The following is a 16,523-nucleotide window of genomic DNA, read 5'->3' on the forward strand; positions in this document are numbered from 1 at the left end:
CTTACAGTAGTTCTTGATCAATCTTGCCATTTATTGCGGCCTTTAGCAGCCCGAAGGAGGGATTTTCAGGTGAAATTTACCTTAATAATTCCCGCGCCACAGACTCAGGTTGTCAACGGGATGCAAGATTGATCTCTGTGCATTGAAAACAATAACCCGAGCAGTCACATTTTTTAAGTTATCCGGCCCAGTCACTCAACGTGCTTGGGATGTTGCATCGACAAGCAATGCAACACGAACTTAACCGGTGTGGTGCTCGGGTCATGGTCAGCCACAAACTACCAGCGGTAGTGAGCGAAGGCGCGGTTAGCCTCAGCCATCTTGTGGGTGTCTTCGCGACGCTTAACAGAAGCGCCCAGACCGTTGGATGCATCCAAGATCTCATTTGCCAGACGCTCGATCATGGAGTTCTCACGACGCTGACGGGTGTAGGTGACCATCCAGCGCAGCGCCAAGGTGTTAGCACGGTCTGGACGAACCTCGATTGGGACCTGGTAGGTTGCGCCACCAACACGGCGGGAACGAACCTCAAGGTCAGGGCGGATGTTGCCCAGAGCCTTTTCCAAGGTACCTACTGGCTCGGTGCCGGTCTTCTCACGGCAGATTTCGAGAGCGCCGTAGACGATACGCTCTGCGGTGGACTTCTTGCCGTCGATGAGAACCTTGTTTACCAGCTGAGTAACCTGCTCAGAGTTGTAAACTGGGTCTTTGACGACGGGACGCTTTGGAGCAGCATTCTTACGCATTTTTTATTACTGTCCCTTCTTTGCGCCGTAACGGGAACGGGCCTGCTTACGGTCCTTGACACCCTGGGTATCCAAAGAACCACGGACGATCTTGTAGCGAACACCAGGAAGGTCTTTCACACGACCACCGCGAACAAGCACCATGGAGTGCTCCTGCAGGTTGTGGCCCTCACCTGGGATGTATGCGGAAACCTCAATACCGGTGGTCAGGCGCACACGGGCAACCTTACGCAGAGCGGAGTTAGGCTTCTTAGGAGTGGTGGTGTACACGCGGGTGCAAACGCCACGACGCTGAGGGGAACCCTTCAGCGCAGCGGTAGCAACCTTCGTGCGCGGAGTATTGCGGCCCTTGCGGACCAGCTGCTGAATAGTTGGCATTATCAGTCTTTCTTATCGGTAGAAATTACTTGCCTCAGCTTTTAATAACTCACTTGTAGGTGCTCTCCGGTGAGAAACAGGTGCCTAAACACGCAAAAATGAGGACTCTTTTCCGGGGTCCTTCCGCGTGTCCAGATACCTATTCCCCACCGAGTCACAACTGACTGGTGTGCTTTGCTGAGAAAAGGATCAGACTCTTCGTCACATAATGCAACGAACCTTTACCGACACTACCAAAGCCAGTGGGGTTTTACAAACAGTCTTTGACCACGCTGATCTGCGCTGATCCATAACCGATAGCGGCGTAGTGCGGGGCCGAAGACGCCACTACGACGCAGCGTATTGCCACTGCCACAGCAGGTCTGGCTTGAGGTCAGTCTCCAATAAGTTCGCGAAGTGCTCTGCTTCTTGGCTTTCCCACGTTTCAAACCATTCTTCGTAGCCCTCATCCCTATCCAAGGCGCGGGTTCTGCGGGCTTCGCGCGGGCCCGTGACCATGACGGTTACTACCGAACCACGCTTATACGCAGCGGCAATATTGTCAGCGCTTATCGCACCTACGCCTTCGACAATCAAATTGTCACGGCCGTCGAGGCTAAACCACTCGGCAGGAGCATGCGCATTCCAATCCCAGCGCCAAAAGCCGGGATTCATTTTTCGCAGAACTTGGCTGTTAACCATCTCGCTGCCTTTTTGCAGCCCGTGCCAACCGGGGTAAAACTCGTCCAGGTGGACTGTCTGCCAACCCATATGTTCCGCCAAGCGCGCGGCGAACCAGGTTTTGCCGGCGCCCGAGGGGCCATCGATAAGCACGGTAACCGGCTTCATTGGCTTATTGCGCGCTTGTGCAAGGCGTTCAATATTTTCTTCTAACAGGTCTTGTGCCTGCACAAAAGACGTGGTTTCAATAACTTCCGGCGGGTCTTCATCCTGGACGTCTTGCCCGGGAACACGTGTTGCCGGCTCTGCTTGGCTAGCTTCGGCTGGCGGAAACCCACTGGGCACGCCTTCAGACTGCGTCGCTGGGTCAATGGTGGTGTTAATAATCAGAGTCATGGAGTTGGGATGAGCCACAAAGACTTTCCTAGCCACACCTTTCAAATGCTTTTGCCACACGATTTAAGCTAGAACTTTATCTAATCCATGTTAGGCGGATTGAGTGCTTTTGTCCGACTTTACGCTGTCTATCTTACAAGCGTATTTACAAGCCCAAAAAGCGCCAGGAGCCTGACACGACAGAAATTATCACCGGCAAGCTTGCCAGCAGCACTCCGAAAGCCATGATTATCCAGTCCGTACGCACGAGCTTCGATTCCCGTGCCCAGGTACGCGGCGAAGTAGTGATGGGCCTGCCAAATCCGCGGGCTTCCATGGCCGTGGCTAGTTTCCCACCGCGGCGCAGCGCGAGAACCAGCAGGCCAAAAGTCATGCTCACCAGATGGCTGATGCGCCCGCGGTCAGCAAGTCCGCGTGCACGACGAGCTTGCCCCATTGCTTGCCAATCATCTTTAAACAGGGTCAGCATGCGTACGCCGGCTACCGCACCGATGACAAAGCGGGCAGGAAGTTTCAAGATTTGCGCCAGGGCGTCGCCTAATTCCGTCGGGTCGATATCGCGCGCCAGCACAATCACCGGCAGGGCGACAGAAAGCACACGCAGCATCATCGCCACCGCTAGTTCGATGGAATTATCCGTTACCGTCGCGAGGAAGAAGGAGAAATACTCCCTCCCACCTTCTTGAGCATAGAGCAGCATCGATATCCCCGATATCGGCGCGATGATAAATAGCGGCCAAGACATTTTGAGTAGACGCCACCAGCTCACACCGCACAACGGTGCGCACAATAAGGTAATCACGAGGGAAACAGCTGCGCTCACCCAGTCCACAGACAACAGCAGCGGTGTCGTCACCAAGATAATGACCGCCAACCGCGTCAACGGGTTCACACCGGTCAAAACATTAGGCATGCGCGCTCACCACCAGGTGGGCATCGGCCAAAGCATTGATAAATAGTTCATCGTGGGTAATTGATGCGACAGTAATGCCCTCATCAACCAGTTCGCGAATCATAAAGACCAGTTCTTTAAAAGTTTGCGGGTCTTGGCCAAAAGTGGGCTCATCTAAAAGGACAGCACTCGGTGCTGTGACCAAAGCAGTGGCCACAGATAGTCGGCGCTTTTCGCCACCAGACAAGGTAAAGGGGTTGGCTTCAACCAAAGACTCCAGCCGCAGGCGTTGCAAGAGCTTGTCGATGCGCTCTTCTACTCCCTGGTTAGATCCCCTCACTAAGGGACCGACCACTTTGGGTCCCACCCGCATTTCTTCGATCACACTGCGGGCGACGAATTGGTGCTCGGGGTTTTGAAACACAAAACCAATGCGCTGCGCCAGCTGAGCAGAGCTCCACGTGTGTGGGGATTTTGCCAAGCCGCGGCGAATCTCTTCCGAGTAGCCCAACTCCCCTGCCACGGGAGAAATCAACCCTGCCATCGTCATCAACCAGGTAGTTTTGCCAGAGCCGTTGGCACCAGTAATCACCGTCGATGCACCCTGCGGAATGGACAGTGTGCGTGCCGGACCAAAGCGGGTCACAAGGTTATGCGACCACAGCGCTGCCGGAGCATCGACAGGCACCGGCGATGCCGTGGGCAACCCGGTAATGCGCCGTTCGGCAATAGCTGGTGCCGCTTCCCCGTCGTAGATAAGGTTTCCGTGTTCTAAAACAATAGCCCGGTTTAATACGTGTTCCCACTGCGCATAGTTGTGCTCAATGACAATGAGAGTTGCGCCGGTTTCTTTAACCACGTGGTCAACGGCTGCGACAACATCGGCTGCACCGTGCGGGTCGAGGTTCGCTGTGGGTTCATCGAGCAAGATAATCTTGGCTCCCATGGCGATTACACCTGCCAGCGCAAGGCGCTGTTTTTGTCCGCCGGACAACCGTGCGGTGGGATGGTCAAGGCTTAGATTTAAGCCCACCATTTCAAGTGCTTGATGCACTCGCCGCCAGATTTCCTCGCGTGGAAGGCCGAGGTTTTCGCAGCCGAAAGCCACGTCATCGCCAACGCGTGAGGCAATGACTTGAGAGTCCGGATCTTGCAGAACCAAACCCACTGCGGCGGCGTTAATGGTGAGCTCACCACGCAGGGTACCTTCATCATCTCCGCCAAGTACTCCAGCGAGTGCTGAAAGCAGCGTCGATTTCCCCGAGCCGGAATCACCAGCGAGCAGGATTCGCTCACCGCGTTCGACGCGGATATCAATATCGGAAATAGCTGGGGTGCGGCGACCAGCATGCTGCCACGTGGCACCGCGCAATAAGATTTGTGACATTACAGCGCGCGCTGTTCCCGTCCCACAGCAAAGCGGTCCAAGGCGCCGGTTTTCGCTAAAGCTTTAACCGTAAAGTAGCTCAAGGCACCGGCCAAGATAGCACCCGAAACGATGAGACAAGCCAGGTAGATCAGGTTAAACTCCAGCGACTTGGCGATATTTGCCGAGGTGAAAAGCTCCAGCACAAATGCACCGAGCGCGGCACCAATGCCGCCGAGCATGGCGACCATCAAGCTAAAGCGGCGGTAGAGGAAGATTGCGAAGACAATCTCTACGCCTAAGCCTTGGGCAAGACCGGAGTAAAGAGTTTCTGGGCCCCACTGGGAACCAAATACCGCGGAGACAGTCGCCGCTAGAGTTTCTACATAAATCGCTGCGCCTGGTTTACGGATAACCAACGCGCCGATAACACCACCTGCAAGCCAAATACCTGTGGCAATGCCACCGAGGCCCGGAGTGAGCGCATCCATTGCCATGAACCAGGCGTATCCCACCGAATTCCAAAAGACGAAGACCAACCCGCAGGCAACTGCGAGGATGGAGGCAACGATGATATCTACGACTCGCCAATTTAAAGAGCGAGCAGGGTTAACTTGAGTAACCACTTCTTTATCCTTTCGCCGGCATTATCCGGTTCAAGTTCGACGGTTTCCCAGCGCCTGCGCCAAGGTCTCAGCCCGCACTTTGCTTGCGAGCACCCGTAAATGAATATGATGCCCTTCAATACCTACCAGAGCCCGCATAACCTGCGCAAATAACAAAGCAGCGCCCGCGCTACCGAAAATCAATCAATAGCACGGGCGCTGCGGTGTTAAACAGCCGAAGCCGTTGAACACGGGAGTTGGACTAGAAGGTGAAGTCCTCATCCAGTGGGACGGAAGCGCCGGTGAATTCACCGAAGCCGTCGTCACCGTAGATGGAATCGCCGTAAGTCGGAATCGAGTAAGCCGCATTGCGAGCTGCCTCGGTTGGCTTGACGGAGATGTTGCGGTAACGCGAGATACCAGTACCAGCTGGGATCAGCTTACCGATGATGACGTTCTCCTTCAGACCGATGAGCTTATCGGAGCGCTTGTTGATAGCGGCATCGGTAAGCACGCGGGTGGTCTCCTGGAAGGACGCCGCAGACAGCCAAGACTCGGTAGCCAAGGAAGCCTTGGTAATACCCATAATCTCAGAACGCAGCTGTGCTGGTTCCTTGCCCTCTGCCTGCATACCAGCGTTGATCTGGCGAGCCTCAGAAAGGTCAACCAGAGTACCTGGCAGCAGATCGGTGTTACCAGCATCGATAACGGTACCGCGACGCAGCATCTGACGGATGATGATCTCGATGTGCTTGTCGTGGATGGCTACACCCTGGGTGCGGTAAACAGCTTGAACCTCGTCGATGAGGTGCTTTTCCACACCACGGCGGCCGAGAACCTCAAGCACGTCGTGTGGGTCAGCAGCACCGCGCATCAGACGCAGACCGGTGGTGACGTGGTCACCGTCGCGCAGGGAGCGCTCGATCATTGCGTTCGGGTTGGATTCCATCGGACGACGAACCTGAGCCAGGCCCTGACGCTTCGACAGCTTCTCGTAGACCACGTTATCCGAGCCGTCATCTGGGGTAATCGTCAAAGTCCAGAAGTTGCCTTCATCAGACAGTGAGATCGTGCCGTCGACGGATGCAATTGGTGCACGGTTCTTCGGGTTACGTGCCTCAAACAGTTCCTGAACACGTGGCAGACCACCGGTAATATCGCCACCGACACCACCCTGGTGGAAGGTACGCATGGTCAGCTGGGTACCAGGCTCACCAATGGACTGAGCAGCAACAATACCGACGGCTTCGCCGATATCAACCAAGTTGCCGGAAGCCATGGACTTGCCGTAGCACTTCGCACAAACACCGGCTGGAGTCTGACAAGTCAGTACGGAACGTACCTTAACTTCGGTGATGCCAGCGTTAACCAGCTTCTCCGTCAGTTCCTCAGTCAGGTCCGAGCCAGCTTCAGCAACAACGTTGCCTTCAGCATCCTTGACGTCGGTTGCAACAACGCGGCCAGATGCTGAGGTTTCCCACAGCTCGTGAACAGCGTAGGTCCCTTCGGCGATTTCCTCACCGATTGGGACGCGAACGCCCTGACGGGTGCCACAGTCGTCTTCGCGAACGATGACATCCTGCGCAACGTCAACCAGACGACGGGTCAGGTAGCCGGAGTCAGCGGTACGCAGAGCGGTATCCGCCAGACCCTTACGGGAACCGTGGGAGTTGTTGAAGTACTCCAGAACCGACAGACCTTCACGGAAGGAGGTCTTGATCGGACGGGTGATGTAGTCACCCTTGGAGTTCACAACCATGCCCTTCATGCCGGCCAGGGTCCAAATCTGACGCATGTTACCTGCTGCACCAGACTTAACGATCATCGGAATTGGGTTGTCATCTGGGTACAGTGCCTCAACCGCGTTACCCACGGAGTCGGTTGCATTCTTCCAGAGCTCAACCAGACGGTCGTAGCGCTCACGCTCAGTCAGCGCACCCTGATCCCAGTACTTGCGCTCGATGCGTTCTGCTTCCTTCTCGTAAGACTCAAGCATGTCGGTCTTATTTGGAAGAACCAGAACGTCGTGCATGGTAATGGTGACACAAGAACGGGTTGCCCAGTAGAAACCGGCATCCTTCATCTTGTCCAGTACCTGTGCAACGGTAATCATTGGGTACTTGATAGCCAGGTCGTTGATGACGTCACCAAGCAGGACAATGTCCTTGGAGCCGCCCTTACGGACCATGACACCTTCAAGGTATGGGTAGTTCCATGGCAGAAGCTCATTGAACATGATGCGTCCCAGGGTGGTCTCAGCCATCCAGGATTCGCCCTTGGTCCAGCCATCTGGGAACTGCGCTGCCTCAATTGCTTCGGTTGGACGCAGGTGATCAATACGAACCTTGATCGGTGCCTGCAGACCAAGTACGCCACGGTCATAAGCCATGATCGCTTCAGCGTAGGAGGAGTACACACCCTGTGCTGGGCCATTGTCATCAGCTGGTGCGTAGCGGCCATTGCCACCGATTTCATCCTCGCCCTTGTTCATGGTGAGGAAGTACAAACCGGTAACCATGTCCAGACGCGGCATAGCCAGTGGCTTACCGGATGCTGGGGACAAAATGTTGTTCGAGGACAACATCAGCACGCGAGCTTCAGCCTGTGCTTCTGCGGACAGTGGCAGGTGGACTGCCATCTGGTCGCCGTCGAAGTCGGCGTTGAAAGCTTCACAAGCCAGTGGGTGCAGCTGAATAGCCTTACCTTCAACCAGCTTTGGCTCGAATGCCTGGATACCAAGACGGTGCAGGGTTGGTGCACGGTTCAGAAGTACTGGGTGCTCGGAAATAGCTTCTTCCAGAACGTCCCATACCTCTGGGCGCTGACGCTCAACCATGCGCTTTGCAGACTTAATGTTCTGCGCGTAGTCGTTTTCAACCAGACGCTTCATAACGAATGGCTTGAACAGCTCCAGTGCCATCAGCTTTGGAAGACCACACTCGTGCAGCTTCAGCTGAGGACCAACAATAATTACCGAACGACCGGAGTAGTCAACACGCTTACCCAGCAGGTTCTGACGGAAACGACCCTGCTTACCCTTGAGCAGGTCGCTCAAGGACTTCAGTGGGCGGCTACCTGGGCCAGAAACTGGGCGGCCACGACGACCGTTGTCGAAGAGCGCGTCAACAGATTCCTGCAGCATGCGCTTCTCGTTGTTCACGATGATCTCAGGTGCGCCGAGATCGATCATGCGCTTGAGACGGTTGTTGCGGTTGATTACGCGACGGTACAGGTCATTCAAGTCGGAGGTCGCGAAACGGCCACCGTCAAGCTGAACCATTGGGCGCAGCTCTGGTGGAATCACTGGGATCGCATCCAAAACCATGCCAGCTGGGTCGTTGCCCGAACGCTGGAATGCTGCGACAACCTTCAAACGCTTCAGCGCGCGCATCTTCTTCTGGCCCTTGCCATTGTTGATGACATCGCGCAGTTCTTCTGCCTCTGCATCGAGGTCGAAGTTGCGGATTAGGGTCTGAATAGCTTCTGCACCCATGCCGCCGGTGAAGTAATCTTCGTAGCGGTCAACCAGCTCTTCGTAGATGGTCTCATCAATGATCATCTGCTTTGGAGCCAGCTTGTTGAAGGTGTTCCAGATTTCGTCAAGGCGTGCAATTTCGCGCTCACCGCGTTCACGAATGTGCTGCATTTCCTTATCAGCAGCATTCTGAACCTTGCGGCGAGCATCAGCCTTAGCGCCTTCTGCTTCTAGAGCAGCCAGGTCGTCTTCCAGCTTGGATGCGCGCTCTGCAATTTCTGCATTGACGTCATCTTCTACGTCCTTCTTCTCCAAGAGCATTTCGCCCTCAAGAGTTGACAGGTCGTTGTGGCGAGCCTCGTCATCAACAGAGGTGATGATGTTAGCTGCGAAGTAAATGATGCGCTCCAGATCCTTAGGAGCCAGGTCCAACAGGTAGCCCAAACGGGATGGGACACCCTTGAAGTACCAGATGTGGGTCACTGGAGCAGCGAGCTCAATGTGGCCCATGCGTTCACGACGAACCTTGGACTTGGTGACCTCAACGCCACAGCGCTCACAAATGATGCCCTTGTAGCGGACACGCTTGTACTTACCACACTGGCACTCCCAGTCACGGGTAGGGCCGAAGATACGCTCACAGAAAAGGCCGTCCTTTTCTGGCTTCAAGGTGCGGTAGTTAATGGTCTCAGGCTTCTTAACCTCGCCCTTAGACCAACGGCGAATGTCGTCGGCGGTGGCCAGTCCAATACGAAGCTCGTCGAAGAGATTTACGTCGAACACGTAACGTCTCCCTTTCATCCTCCTAAAGCGGAGGAAGTTGATTGGCTTTTAGTTCTAAATAACGTTTCGTCCGTTCCCGGTGCTTTCACACCGGGAACGCATAGCACTCGTTAAGCGATATCTGCGGAAGAGCCCTCATCACGGGACAAGTTAATGCCCATGGAAGAACCAGATTCCATATCGTCATCATCAGAGCCAGAAAGTTCCATTGGGGTGCCGTCTGCGGAAAGAACTTCCACGTTCAGACACAGGGACTGCAGCTCCTTGAGCAACACCTTGAAGGACTCAGGAATACCTGGATCCGGAATGTTGTCGCCCTTAACAATTGCCTCGTAGACCTTCACGCGGCCCACAACGTCATCGGACTTGATGGTCAGCAGTTCCTGCAGGGTGTAGGCAGCGCCGTATGCCTGCATTGCCCACACCTCCATCTCACCAAAGCGCTGGCCACCGAACTGTGCCTTACCACCCAAAGGCTGCTGGGTAATCATGGAGTAAGGACCGGTGGAACGGGCGTGAATCTTCTCATCAATGAGGTGGTGCAGCTTCAGCATGTACATGTAACCAACCGAAATTGGGTACTGGTACGGCTCACCTGAACGACCATCAAAGAGTACAGTCTTGCCGTCTTCGTCGATCATGACGTCGCCATCACGGTTTGGCTTCGAAGACGCCAGCAGTCGAGAAATCTCTTCGTTGGTAGCACCGTCGAACACAGGCGTTGCGGTCAAGGAATCCGCTGGAACATCGTAAAGCTCCTGCGGCAAAGTCTTAAGCAACTCAGCGTTCTTTGGATCCTCGGTGTCAACCTTCCAGCCGGTGTGTGCCAGCCAGCCCAAGTGCAGCTCCAGAACCTGACCAATGTTCATACGACGTGGAACACCATGGGTGTTCAAGATGACGTCAACAGGAGTACCGTCTGCCATAAATGGCATGTCCTCTGGTGGCAGAACCTTACCGACAACACCCTTGTTGCCGTGGCGTCCAGCGAGCTTATCGCCGTCCTGAATCTTACGCTTCTGAGCCACGTAGACGCGGATCATTTCATTGACACCAGGTGCCAAATCATCATCTTCATCGCGGGAGAAACGAGCAACGCCAATGACCTTGCCGGTTTCACCGTGTGGAACCTTCATGGAAGTATCGCGAACTTCACGAGCCTTCTCACCGAAGATTGCGCGCAAAAGACGCTCTTCTGGGGTCAGCTCGGTTTCGCCCTTCGGGGTGACCTTACCGACGAGGATGTCGCCTGGGCGAACATCGGCACCGACTCGGATGATGCCGCGGTCATCCAAGTCACGAAGAACATCTTCGGACACGTTTGGAATCTCACGGGTGATCTCTTCTGCACCCAGCTTGGTATCGCGAGCGTCAATCTCGTGCTCTTCGATGTGGATAGAGGTCAAGATGTCCTCTTCCACAATGCGCTGGCTCAAGATGATTGCGTCCTCGTAGTTGTGGCCTTCCCATGGCATAAATGCCACGAGCAGGTTACGTCCCAAGGACATTTCGCCATTGTGGGTACCAGGACCATCAGCCAAAACTTGGCCAGCCTCAACGCGGTCGCCCATGTTGACCAAAGGCGTCTGGTTGTAGTTGGTGCCCTGGTTGGTGCGCTCAAACTTGCGCAGCATGTAGGTATCGCGAATGCCCTCATCATCCATGATGGTGATGAGATCAGCGTTCACGTTTTCTACAACGCCCGCCTTTGGAGTGATGACCATATCGCCAGCATCGTATGCAGCGCGCAGCTCCATACCGGTACCAACATAAGGTGCCTCAGCACGAACCAGTGGAACAGCCTGCTTCTGCATGTTCGCACCCATCAGTGCACGGTTAGCATCGTCGTGCTCCAAGAAAGGAATCATGGCGGTACCAACAGAGACCATCTGACGAGGTGAAACGTCAACAAAGTCAACACCATTGGCATCGGTCACGCCGATATCGCCGTCCTTGAGGCGAACCTCAATACGGTCATCAATGATGTTGCCGTCAGCGTCCTGCTCAACTTCTGCCTGGCCGATAGCGTAACGGTCTTCCTCATCAGCGGTGAGGTAGTGAACCTCATCGGTGACGCGACCGTTTTCTACCTTGCGGTAAGGAGTTTCGATGAAGCCGAAAGCATTCACGCGAGCATAAGAAGCCAAAGAACCGATCAGACCAATGTTCGGACCTTCGGGAGTCTCAATTGGGCACATACGGCCGTAGTGAGATGGGTGAACGTCTCGAACCTCAATGCCAGCGCGCTCACGGGACAGACCACCCGGGCCTAGCGCAGACAAACGACGCTTGTGGGTCAGACCCGACAGCGAGTTGTTCTGATCCATAAACTGCGACAGCTGTGAAGTACCGAAGAATTCACGAATAGCTGCCGATACCGGACGAACGTTGATCAACGAGGTAGGAGTGATCGACTCAGCATCCTGCGTGGTCATGCGCTCACGCACAACACGCTCCATGCGGGACAGACCAACGCGAACCTGGTTTTGGATCAGCTCGCCAACGGTGCGCAGACGACGGTTACCAAAGTGGTCGATGTCATCGGTGTTAATTGGAATGATGTCACCGTTAGGTGCCTTCATCTCACGCTCACCGGTGTGCAGACGAACCAAGTACTCCAGGGTGACTGCAATGTCTTCTTCGGTCAGGGTCATCAGACCCTCATGATCGCCACCAAGACCCAGCTTACGGTTGACCTTGTAGCGGCCAACGCGTGCGAGATCGTAGCGCTTTGCACGGAAGAAGGAGTTGTCCAGCAAGGACTGTGCAAGATCGCGAGTAGGCTGCTCACCTGGACGCTGCTTGCGGTAGATTTCCAGCAAAGCTTCGTCGGTGTTCGCAATACCATCGGACTCCAGAGTCGACATCATCAACTCGGAGAAGCCGAAGCGCTCGCGGATCTGTTCTTCGGTCCAGCCCAATGCCTTCAGCAAGACAGTGACTGGCTGACGACGCTTACGGTCAATACGCACACCAACGGTGTCGCGCTTGTCCACGTCGAATTCGAGCCATGCACCGCGGGATGGGATGACCTTCACGGCGTGCAAAGGACGCTCCGTGGACTTATCAATAGTCTGGTCAAAGTAGACACCAGGGGAACGCACCAGCTGAGAAACAACAACACGCTCGGTGCCGTTGACAATGAAGGTGCCTTCATCGGTCATCATTGGGAAGTCACCAATGAAAACAGTCTGGGACTTAATTTCCTGGGTGTCGTTGTTGATGAACTCTGCCGTGACATACAGCGGTGCAGAGTAGTTGATGTCCTTTTCCTTGCACTCATCGACGGTGTTTTTCACCGGCTCAAAGCGTGGCTCAGACAGCGACAAAGACATGTTGCCGGAGTAGTCCTGAATTGGAGACAACTCTGCCAAGATATCTTCGAGGCCAGAGGAGACATGGTCTTGACCACGCTCTTCCTGCTGACGCTCACGCCATTCAGGCGTGCCGATGAGCCATGCAAAGGATTCAAGTTGTAGATCAAGGAGGCCGGGAACCGCAATTGGCTCGCTAATTTTAGCGAACGAATAACGCTTCGGGGCTCCAGGGATATTGGCCACTGACTTGGTCTGGCGGGAGACTGCCAAGATGGGTCCTTCCAGCACCTCACGCGGAACGTCCTCTCAAGAACCACCTTGAGGAACGAAAACCGCTGGTAGATTTAGCATTCGGTCTGCTGTGGAATAGTCGGGTTCAGATAGCACAAAATCACCCTGTCAAATCAGCTTTACCATCGCTGCTCGCCAAGGCTAAATGCGCACTGAAGATCCGGATTCCAGCGCAAAGAAATAGCCTAGTCCAACTTTGCCCCCATGTAAAGTCAGACTTGACTTTTTTATTTAACACCGACTAATGCATGTGCTACTCCGGATCATTGTAGTGCATGCGCTGCGCGGATTCCCAACCACAGACAAGGCTTGTTCAGCCTGCGGTCTTGTGCCCAGCGGAGAATCAGCTTGGGCTCACGGAGGAATAAATCAAACGTGCGCGAACTAGTACCACATTGCATGCGGTGTCCTACCGCGGCAATCTACCACGCATTGTAGAGATTATTAAAAATGCGCCCCGCGCGCGTCGGCTTCGCACACGCGGAAGGTAGACTACATACCCATGCTGCCAAAGTCTCGAGTTATCTCCATTGTGCTGCTAGGTCTCGGCGCTGCACTGCTGGTTGCGGGCATTATCGCTCCGCAGTTTCTTCACACTAGCGCCCGTTTACCCCTCGATTTATCTGGCGCAACGTACACGCTGACTGACGAGGATGGCGCGGCTTTAGAATTTAGTGAAGACGGCACCGATGAGTACACAGGTCCTGTGACCTATCAGATGCATGTGGATCTTCAAGAACCGGCGGATGCCGATAATGCGACAGTAAGCATTGGTGAATCGATTTTGCGTGGTCACGCCAATGACGACGCGATTTCCAATTTGGTACAAGCCCAGATTTGGAATTATTCCATTGATCGCGTCACCGGCGAGGCCACTAGCGAGGCAGATATCAGCTATCAGTTGGCCTCCCCTATGGCGACGTCTGCCGTGGAAGGCTATTGGTTTAAGTTCCCGTCAAATGCGGAAAAGACCACTTATCCAGCATTCGACCCGACTTTGCGGGCTGCCCGCGATGCAGTCTTTGAAGAAGAACTCGATATTGATGGCCGCACGGTATACCGCTACCACCAGGACATCGCACCTGAAAATGTAGCCACGCTCTACGCTGGCGCTTTCAACACTACGACTTTAGAAACCGAAGACGGCGGCACCGAGGCAGGTTACCTCTTCCACTCTGGCACGCGTGATCTCTACGTCGATCAGGAAACCGGCCTCTTGGTTGGCCTCGATGTCGACATCCACGACTATTACGCTGATCGCGAAGGCAACGCTGACCACGATGCGCTCGTACTTCAAGCAGCAAGCTCAGAGGAAGACCGCTCGGCGATGCTCGCCCAGGCAGCGAAGGTACCGCGAGAAGCCACCGCGCACAACGTTCGTCTTGGCCTGTTGATTGGCGGCGGCGTGCTCATTGTCCTAGGTGCTATCGGCACCTTCTGGCCGCGGCGTAAGAGCTAAATTCGCACCAGCATTTTGCCGGTATTTGCCCCACGCATCATATCCAGGAATGCATCGACGGTATTTTCAATGCCGTCGACTACGGTCTCGTCATAGGCAATCTTGCCTTGCGCGAACCACGTGGTCATCTTGTCCCGGAATGCCGGAGCGTGATGTAAGTAGTTCGCCAATGTAAAGCCTTCCAGCTTCAGGCCACGGGTGATGATATTTGCCATGTTGTCAGGCCCCGGCGTGCGGTCGGTGGTGTTATAGCCTGAGATAGCTCCACATAGTGCGATACGGCCGCCATCATTCATGGCATCTAAAGCAGCTTCTAAATGATCGCCGCCAACATTATCGAAGTAGGCATCGACACCGTCGGGTGCGGAGACAGGAAGCTGTTCGCGGACATTGACTTCCTTGTAATTAAAGGCCTCGTCATAGCCATACTTCTGCGTCAGCAGCGCGATTTTTTCGGCCGAACCAGCAGAACCGATAACTCGGCTCGCTCCCAGTTGCTTGGCAATTTGGCCAACCGCTGTACCCACGGCGCCAGCGGCACCGGAGACAAAGACGGTATCGCCTTCTTTCATGCCTGCAATCGCGGTCAAGCCAACATAAGCGGTCAAACCAGTCATTCCCAAAATATGCAGATGCACTGAAAGCGGTAGGCCTTCAATATCTGGCACGGGACGGAAGGTTTCCGCATCAGCCTGGATGACATCGCTCCAGCCATGCTGGTGCAAAACAGGGGTGCCCACTGGCAAGGCATCAGATTCAGATTCAATCACGCGGCCGACAGCACCGCCAGTAATCGTCTCTCCCAAAGCGAAGGGAACAACATAGCTGCGGGTGTCATTCATGCGCCCGCGCATATACGGATCAACCGACACAAACTCATTGCGCACGCGCACCTGGCCAAGTTCTAAGTCGCCATATTCAATAGTTGCAGTGCGGAAATCATCGTGGCTAGGCCAACCGGTTGGGCGGTTAACCAGCTGAATTTGAGTGCTTGTGGAATTGGACATGAAGATAAACTTCCTAAACTTTAGAAAATAGTGTTGTGGTGCTGCTAAATGGCTAGGCCAAGCGCCAAAAAGAGGATGCCGAGCGCGGGAACTACTCCTTGTTTCAACGCGGCAGGACGCTTGTCAGCGCTAAAAATGAACAGAACAATAGAAGCGGCAACCATGGACCCAGCACCGACGAAAATCAGTGTCGAACCGACGGTGTGATTACCAAAACCCCAAAAGAACAAACCAGCAGCTACCGAGGTCGCTAGAAAGAGGTTGTAAAAGCCTTGATTGAAGGCCAGTTCTTTCGTGCTCTCGGTTTCTTCAACGGAGGTTCCAAATGTGGCACGGGCGCGTTCGCTTGTCCAAGCAATTGACTCAAGATAGAAGATATAGACGTGAATAAGGGCCGCAACCCCGGTGAGTACTAGGCCGGCAATAAGCATGGCGGTGACTTTCTGTGAGTGTGGCAATCGAGACGTCGCTTTTTGAACTGAACGGTTCAAATATATACTGAAACGGTCAGTTCAGCTAGTCTGCTGGTCAGTACCATCAAGTAAAGCGCAAGGGAGCATGCATGTCACGCACTGCAGCATTCGATAAACAAGCAGCTATCAAGGCCGCACGTGATGTGTTTTGGCGCGATGGCTACGCCGAGACCGCGCTTCCAGCTTTGGAAAAGGCAACGGGGCTTAACCGGTCCAGCATCTACAACACTTTCGGCTCCAAACGCGGGCTTTTCGATGCCGCCGTGGATAACTACCTCGAGGAAGTTGTTCGGCCCCGTCTTCGGCCTTTGCTTGTCGATGTAGTCTCCCCCACTGCTTTAACCGACTACATAACAGGCTTGAGCCATGCCTTCGAAGCTCTCGAGCACGCCCCGGGCTGTTTATTAGTGAATGCTTCGGGCTCTGGATTGGCGCAAGATGAACAAGTCTGCCGCGTCATCACCGACTATCTCGACGAATTACGCGGTGCTATTGCCCGTGGCGTCGGCGCTGCCCGCCCCGAACTAGGCAGCGCTGGACAAACCCGTTTAGTTGATGCCATCACTGGCCTTATTATTAGCGCGTTTACACTCGTGCGGGTTGATACCACGCTCGCAATCGACACGCTTGGCACAGCCCACGATCTCCTCACAGGCCACGGTTAGATGTGAACCT

At 54.5% G+C, this 16,523-nt stretch carries 12 protein-coding genes and 1 riboswitch; of the genes, 2 read left to right on the forward strand and 10 right to left on the reverse strand.

The annotated features are described in order from the left end of the window. Window positions 1-278: 278 nt before the first annotated feature. The 8 genes from rpsG to C5Y44_RS02155 all read right to left on the reverse strand — a co-directional run bounded on the left by rpsG (window position 279) and on the right by C5Y44_RS02155 (window position 12,906). On the reverse strand, window positions 279-746 hold the full coding sequence (rpsG, locus tag C5Y44_RS02120; protein ID WP_066792418.1) for a 30S ribosomal protein S7: 468 nt from the start codon (window positions 744-746) through the stop codon (window positions 279-281). A 6-nt stretch (window positions 747-752) separates the two neighbouring features. Then, window positions 753-1,124: a 30S ribosomal protein S12 gene (gene rpsL, locus C5Y44_RS02125; RefSeq protein WP_003848060.1), complete on the reverse strand. Its 372-nt coding sequence runs from the start codon at window positions 1,122-1,124 to the stop codon at window positions 753-755. A gap of 327 nt (window positions 1,125-1,451) precedes the next feature. Next, complete coding sequence (locus tag C5Y44_RS02130; RefSeq protein WP_233189786.1) at window positions 1,452-2,198, reverse strand: aminodeoxychorismate synthase; 747 nt, start codon at window positions 2,196-2,198, stop codon at window positions 1,452-1,454. 127 nt (window positions 2,199-2,325) lie between these two features. Continuing rightward, complete coding sequence (locus C5Y44_RS02135) at window positions 2,326-3,093, reverse strand: energy-coupling factor transporter transmembrane protein EcfT (RefSeq protein WP_105323439.1); 768 nt, start codon at window positions 3,091-3,093, stop codon at window positions 2,326-2,328. Then, window positions 3,086-4,459 (reverse strand): ABC transporter ATP-binding protein, encoded by a 1,374-nt coding sequence (locus tag C5Y44_RS02140; protein WP_105323440.1) that lies wholly within the window; start codon window positions 4,457-4,459, stop codon window positions 3,086-3,088. The genes C5Y44_RS02135 and C5Y44_RS02140 overlap by 8 nt, the downstream gene beginning before the upstream one ends. Next, window positions 4,459-5,064 (reverse strand): ECF transporter S component, encoded by a 606-nt coding sequence (locus C5Y44_RS02145; RefSeq protein ID WP_105323664.1) that lies wholly within the window; start codon window positions 5,062-5,064, stop codon window positions 4,459-4,461. Before C5Y44_RS02145 ends, C5Y44_RS02140 begins: the two co-directional genes overlap by 1 nt. Next, a riboswitch (TPP riboswitch) is annotated at window positions 5,055-5,171 on the reverse strand. It overlaps the preceding gene by 10 nt. 134 nt (window positions 5,172-5,305) lie before the next feature. After that, entirely contained in the window at window positions 5,306-9,301 is a 3,996-nt protein-coding gene (locus tag C5Y44_RS02150) for a DNA-directed RNA polymerase subunit beta' (protein WP_105323441.1), read from the reverse strand. Window positions 9,302-9,411: 110 nt separating this feature from the next. Further along, window positions 9,412-12,906 (reverse strand): DNA-directed RNA polymerase subunit beta, encoded by a 3,495-nt coding sequence (locus C5Y44_RS02155; protein WP_105323442.1) that lies wholly within the window; start codon window positions 12,904-12,906, stop codon window positions 9,412-9,414. 505 nt (window positions 12,907-13,411) lie between these two features. Between C5Y44_RS02155 and C5Y44_RS02160 the strand changes: the two genes are divergently transcribed. Further along, the gene (locus C5Y44_RS02160; protein ID WP_105323443.1) at window positions 13,412-14,368 is read left to right on the forward strand and encodes a DUF3068 domain-containing protein; all 957 of its coding nucleotides are present in this window, start codon (window positions 13,412-13,414) and stop codon (window positions 14,366-14,368) included. Here the strand turns inward: C5Y44_RS02160 and C5Y44_RS02165 are convergent. Then, a complete protein-coding gene (locus tag C5Y44_RS02165; RefSeq protein ID WP_105323444.1) occupies window positions 14,365-15,375 on the reverse strand; it encodes an NADP-dependent oxidoreductase in 1,011 nt (336 codons plus the stop codon). The genes C5Y44_RS02160 and C5Y44_RS02165 overlap by 4 nt on opposite strands. 44 nt (window positions 15,376-15,419) lie before the next feature. Further along, complete coding sequence (locus tag C5Y44_RS02170; RefSeq protein ID WP_105323445.1) at window positions 15,420-15,806, reverse strand: DUF1304 domain-containing protein; 387 nt, start codon at window positions 15,804-15,806, stop codon at window positions 15,420-15,422. A 131-nt stretch (window positions 15,807-15,937) separates the two neighbouring features. Here C5Y44_RS02170 and C5Y44_RS02175 point away from each other — a divergent pair, with 131 nt between their 5' ends. Beyond that, complete coding sequence (locus C5Y44_RS02175; RefSeq protein ID WP_105323446.1) at window positions 15,938-16,513, forward strand: TetR/AcrR family transcriptional regulator; 576 nt, start codon at window positions 15,938-15,940, stop codon at window positions 16,511-16,513. Window positions 16,514-16,523 lie beyond the last annotated feature (10 nt).

Origin of the sequence: Corynebacterium sp. J010B-136, assembly GCF_002967075.1 — a bacterium.
Taxonomy (GTDB): Bacteria; Actinomycetota; Actinomycetes; order Mycobacteriales; family Mycobacteriaceae; genus Corynebacterium.

Excerpts from the sequence above, each read along its gene's own strand:
- rpsG (WP_066792418.1), bottom strand. The coding sequence starts at position 746 with ATGCGTAAGAATGCTGCTCCAAAGCGTCCCGTCGTCAAAGACCCAGTT.
- rpsL (WP_003848060.1), bottom strand. The coding sequence starts at position 1,124 with ATGCCAACTATTCAGCAGCTGGTCCGCAAGGGCCGCAATACTCCGCGC.
- C5Y44_RS02135 (WP_105323439.1), bottom strand. The coding sequence starts at position 3,093 with ATGCCTAATGTTTTGACCGGTGTGAACCCGTTGACGCGGTTGGCGGTC.
- C5Y44_RS02140 (WP_105323440.1), bottom strand. The coding sequence starts at position 4,459 with ATGTCACAAATCTTATTGCGCGGTGCCACGTGGCAGCATGCTGGTCGC.
- C5Y44_RS02160 (WP_105323443.1), top strand. The coding sequence starts at position 13,412 with ATGCTGCCAAAGTCTCGAGTTATCTCCATTGTGCTGCTAGGTCTCGGC.
- C5Y44_RS02165 (WP_105323444.1), bottom strand. The coding sequence starts at position 15,375 with ATGTCCAATTCCACAAGCACTCAAATTCAGCTGGTTAACCGCCCAACC.
- C5Y44_RS02170 (WP_105323445.1), bottom strand. The coding sequence starts at position 15,806 with ATGCTTATTGCCGGCCTAGTACTCACCGGGGTTGCGGCCCTTATTCAC.
- C5Y44_RS02175 (WP_105323446.1), top strand. The coding sequence starts at position 15,938 with ATGTCACGCACTGCAGCATTCGATAAACAAGCAGCTATCAAGGCCGCA.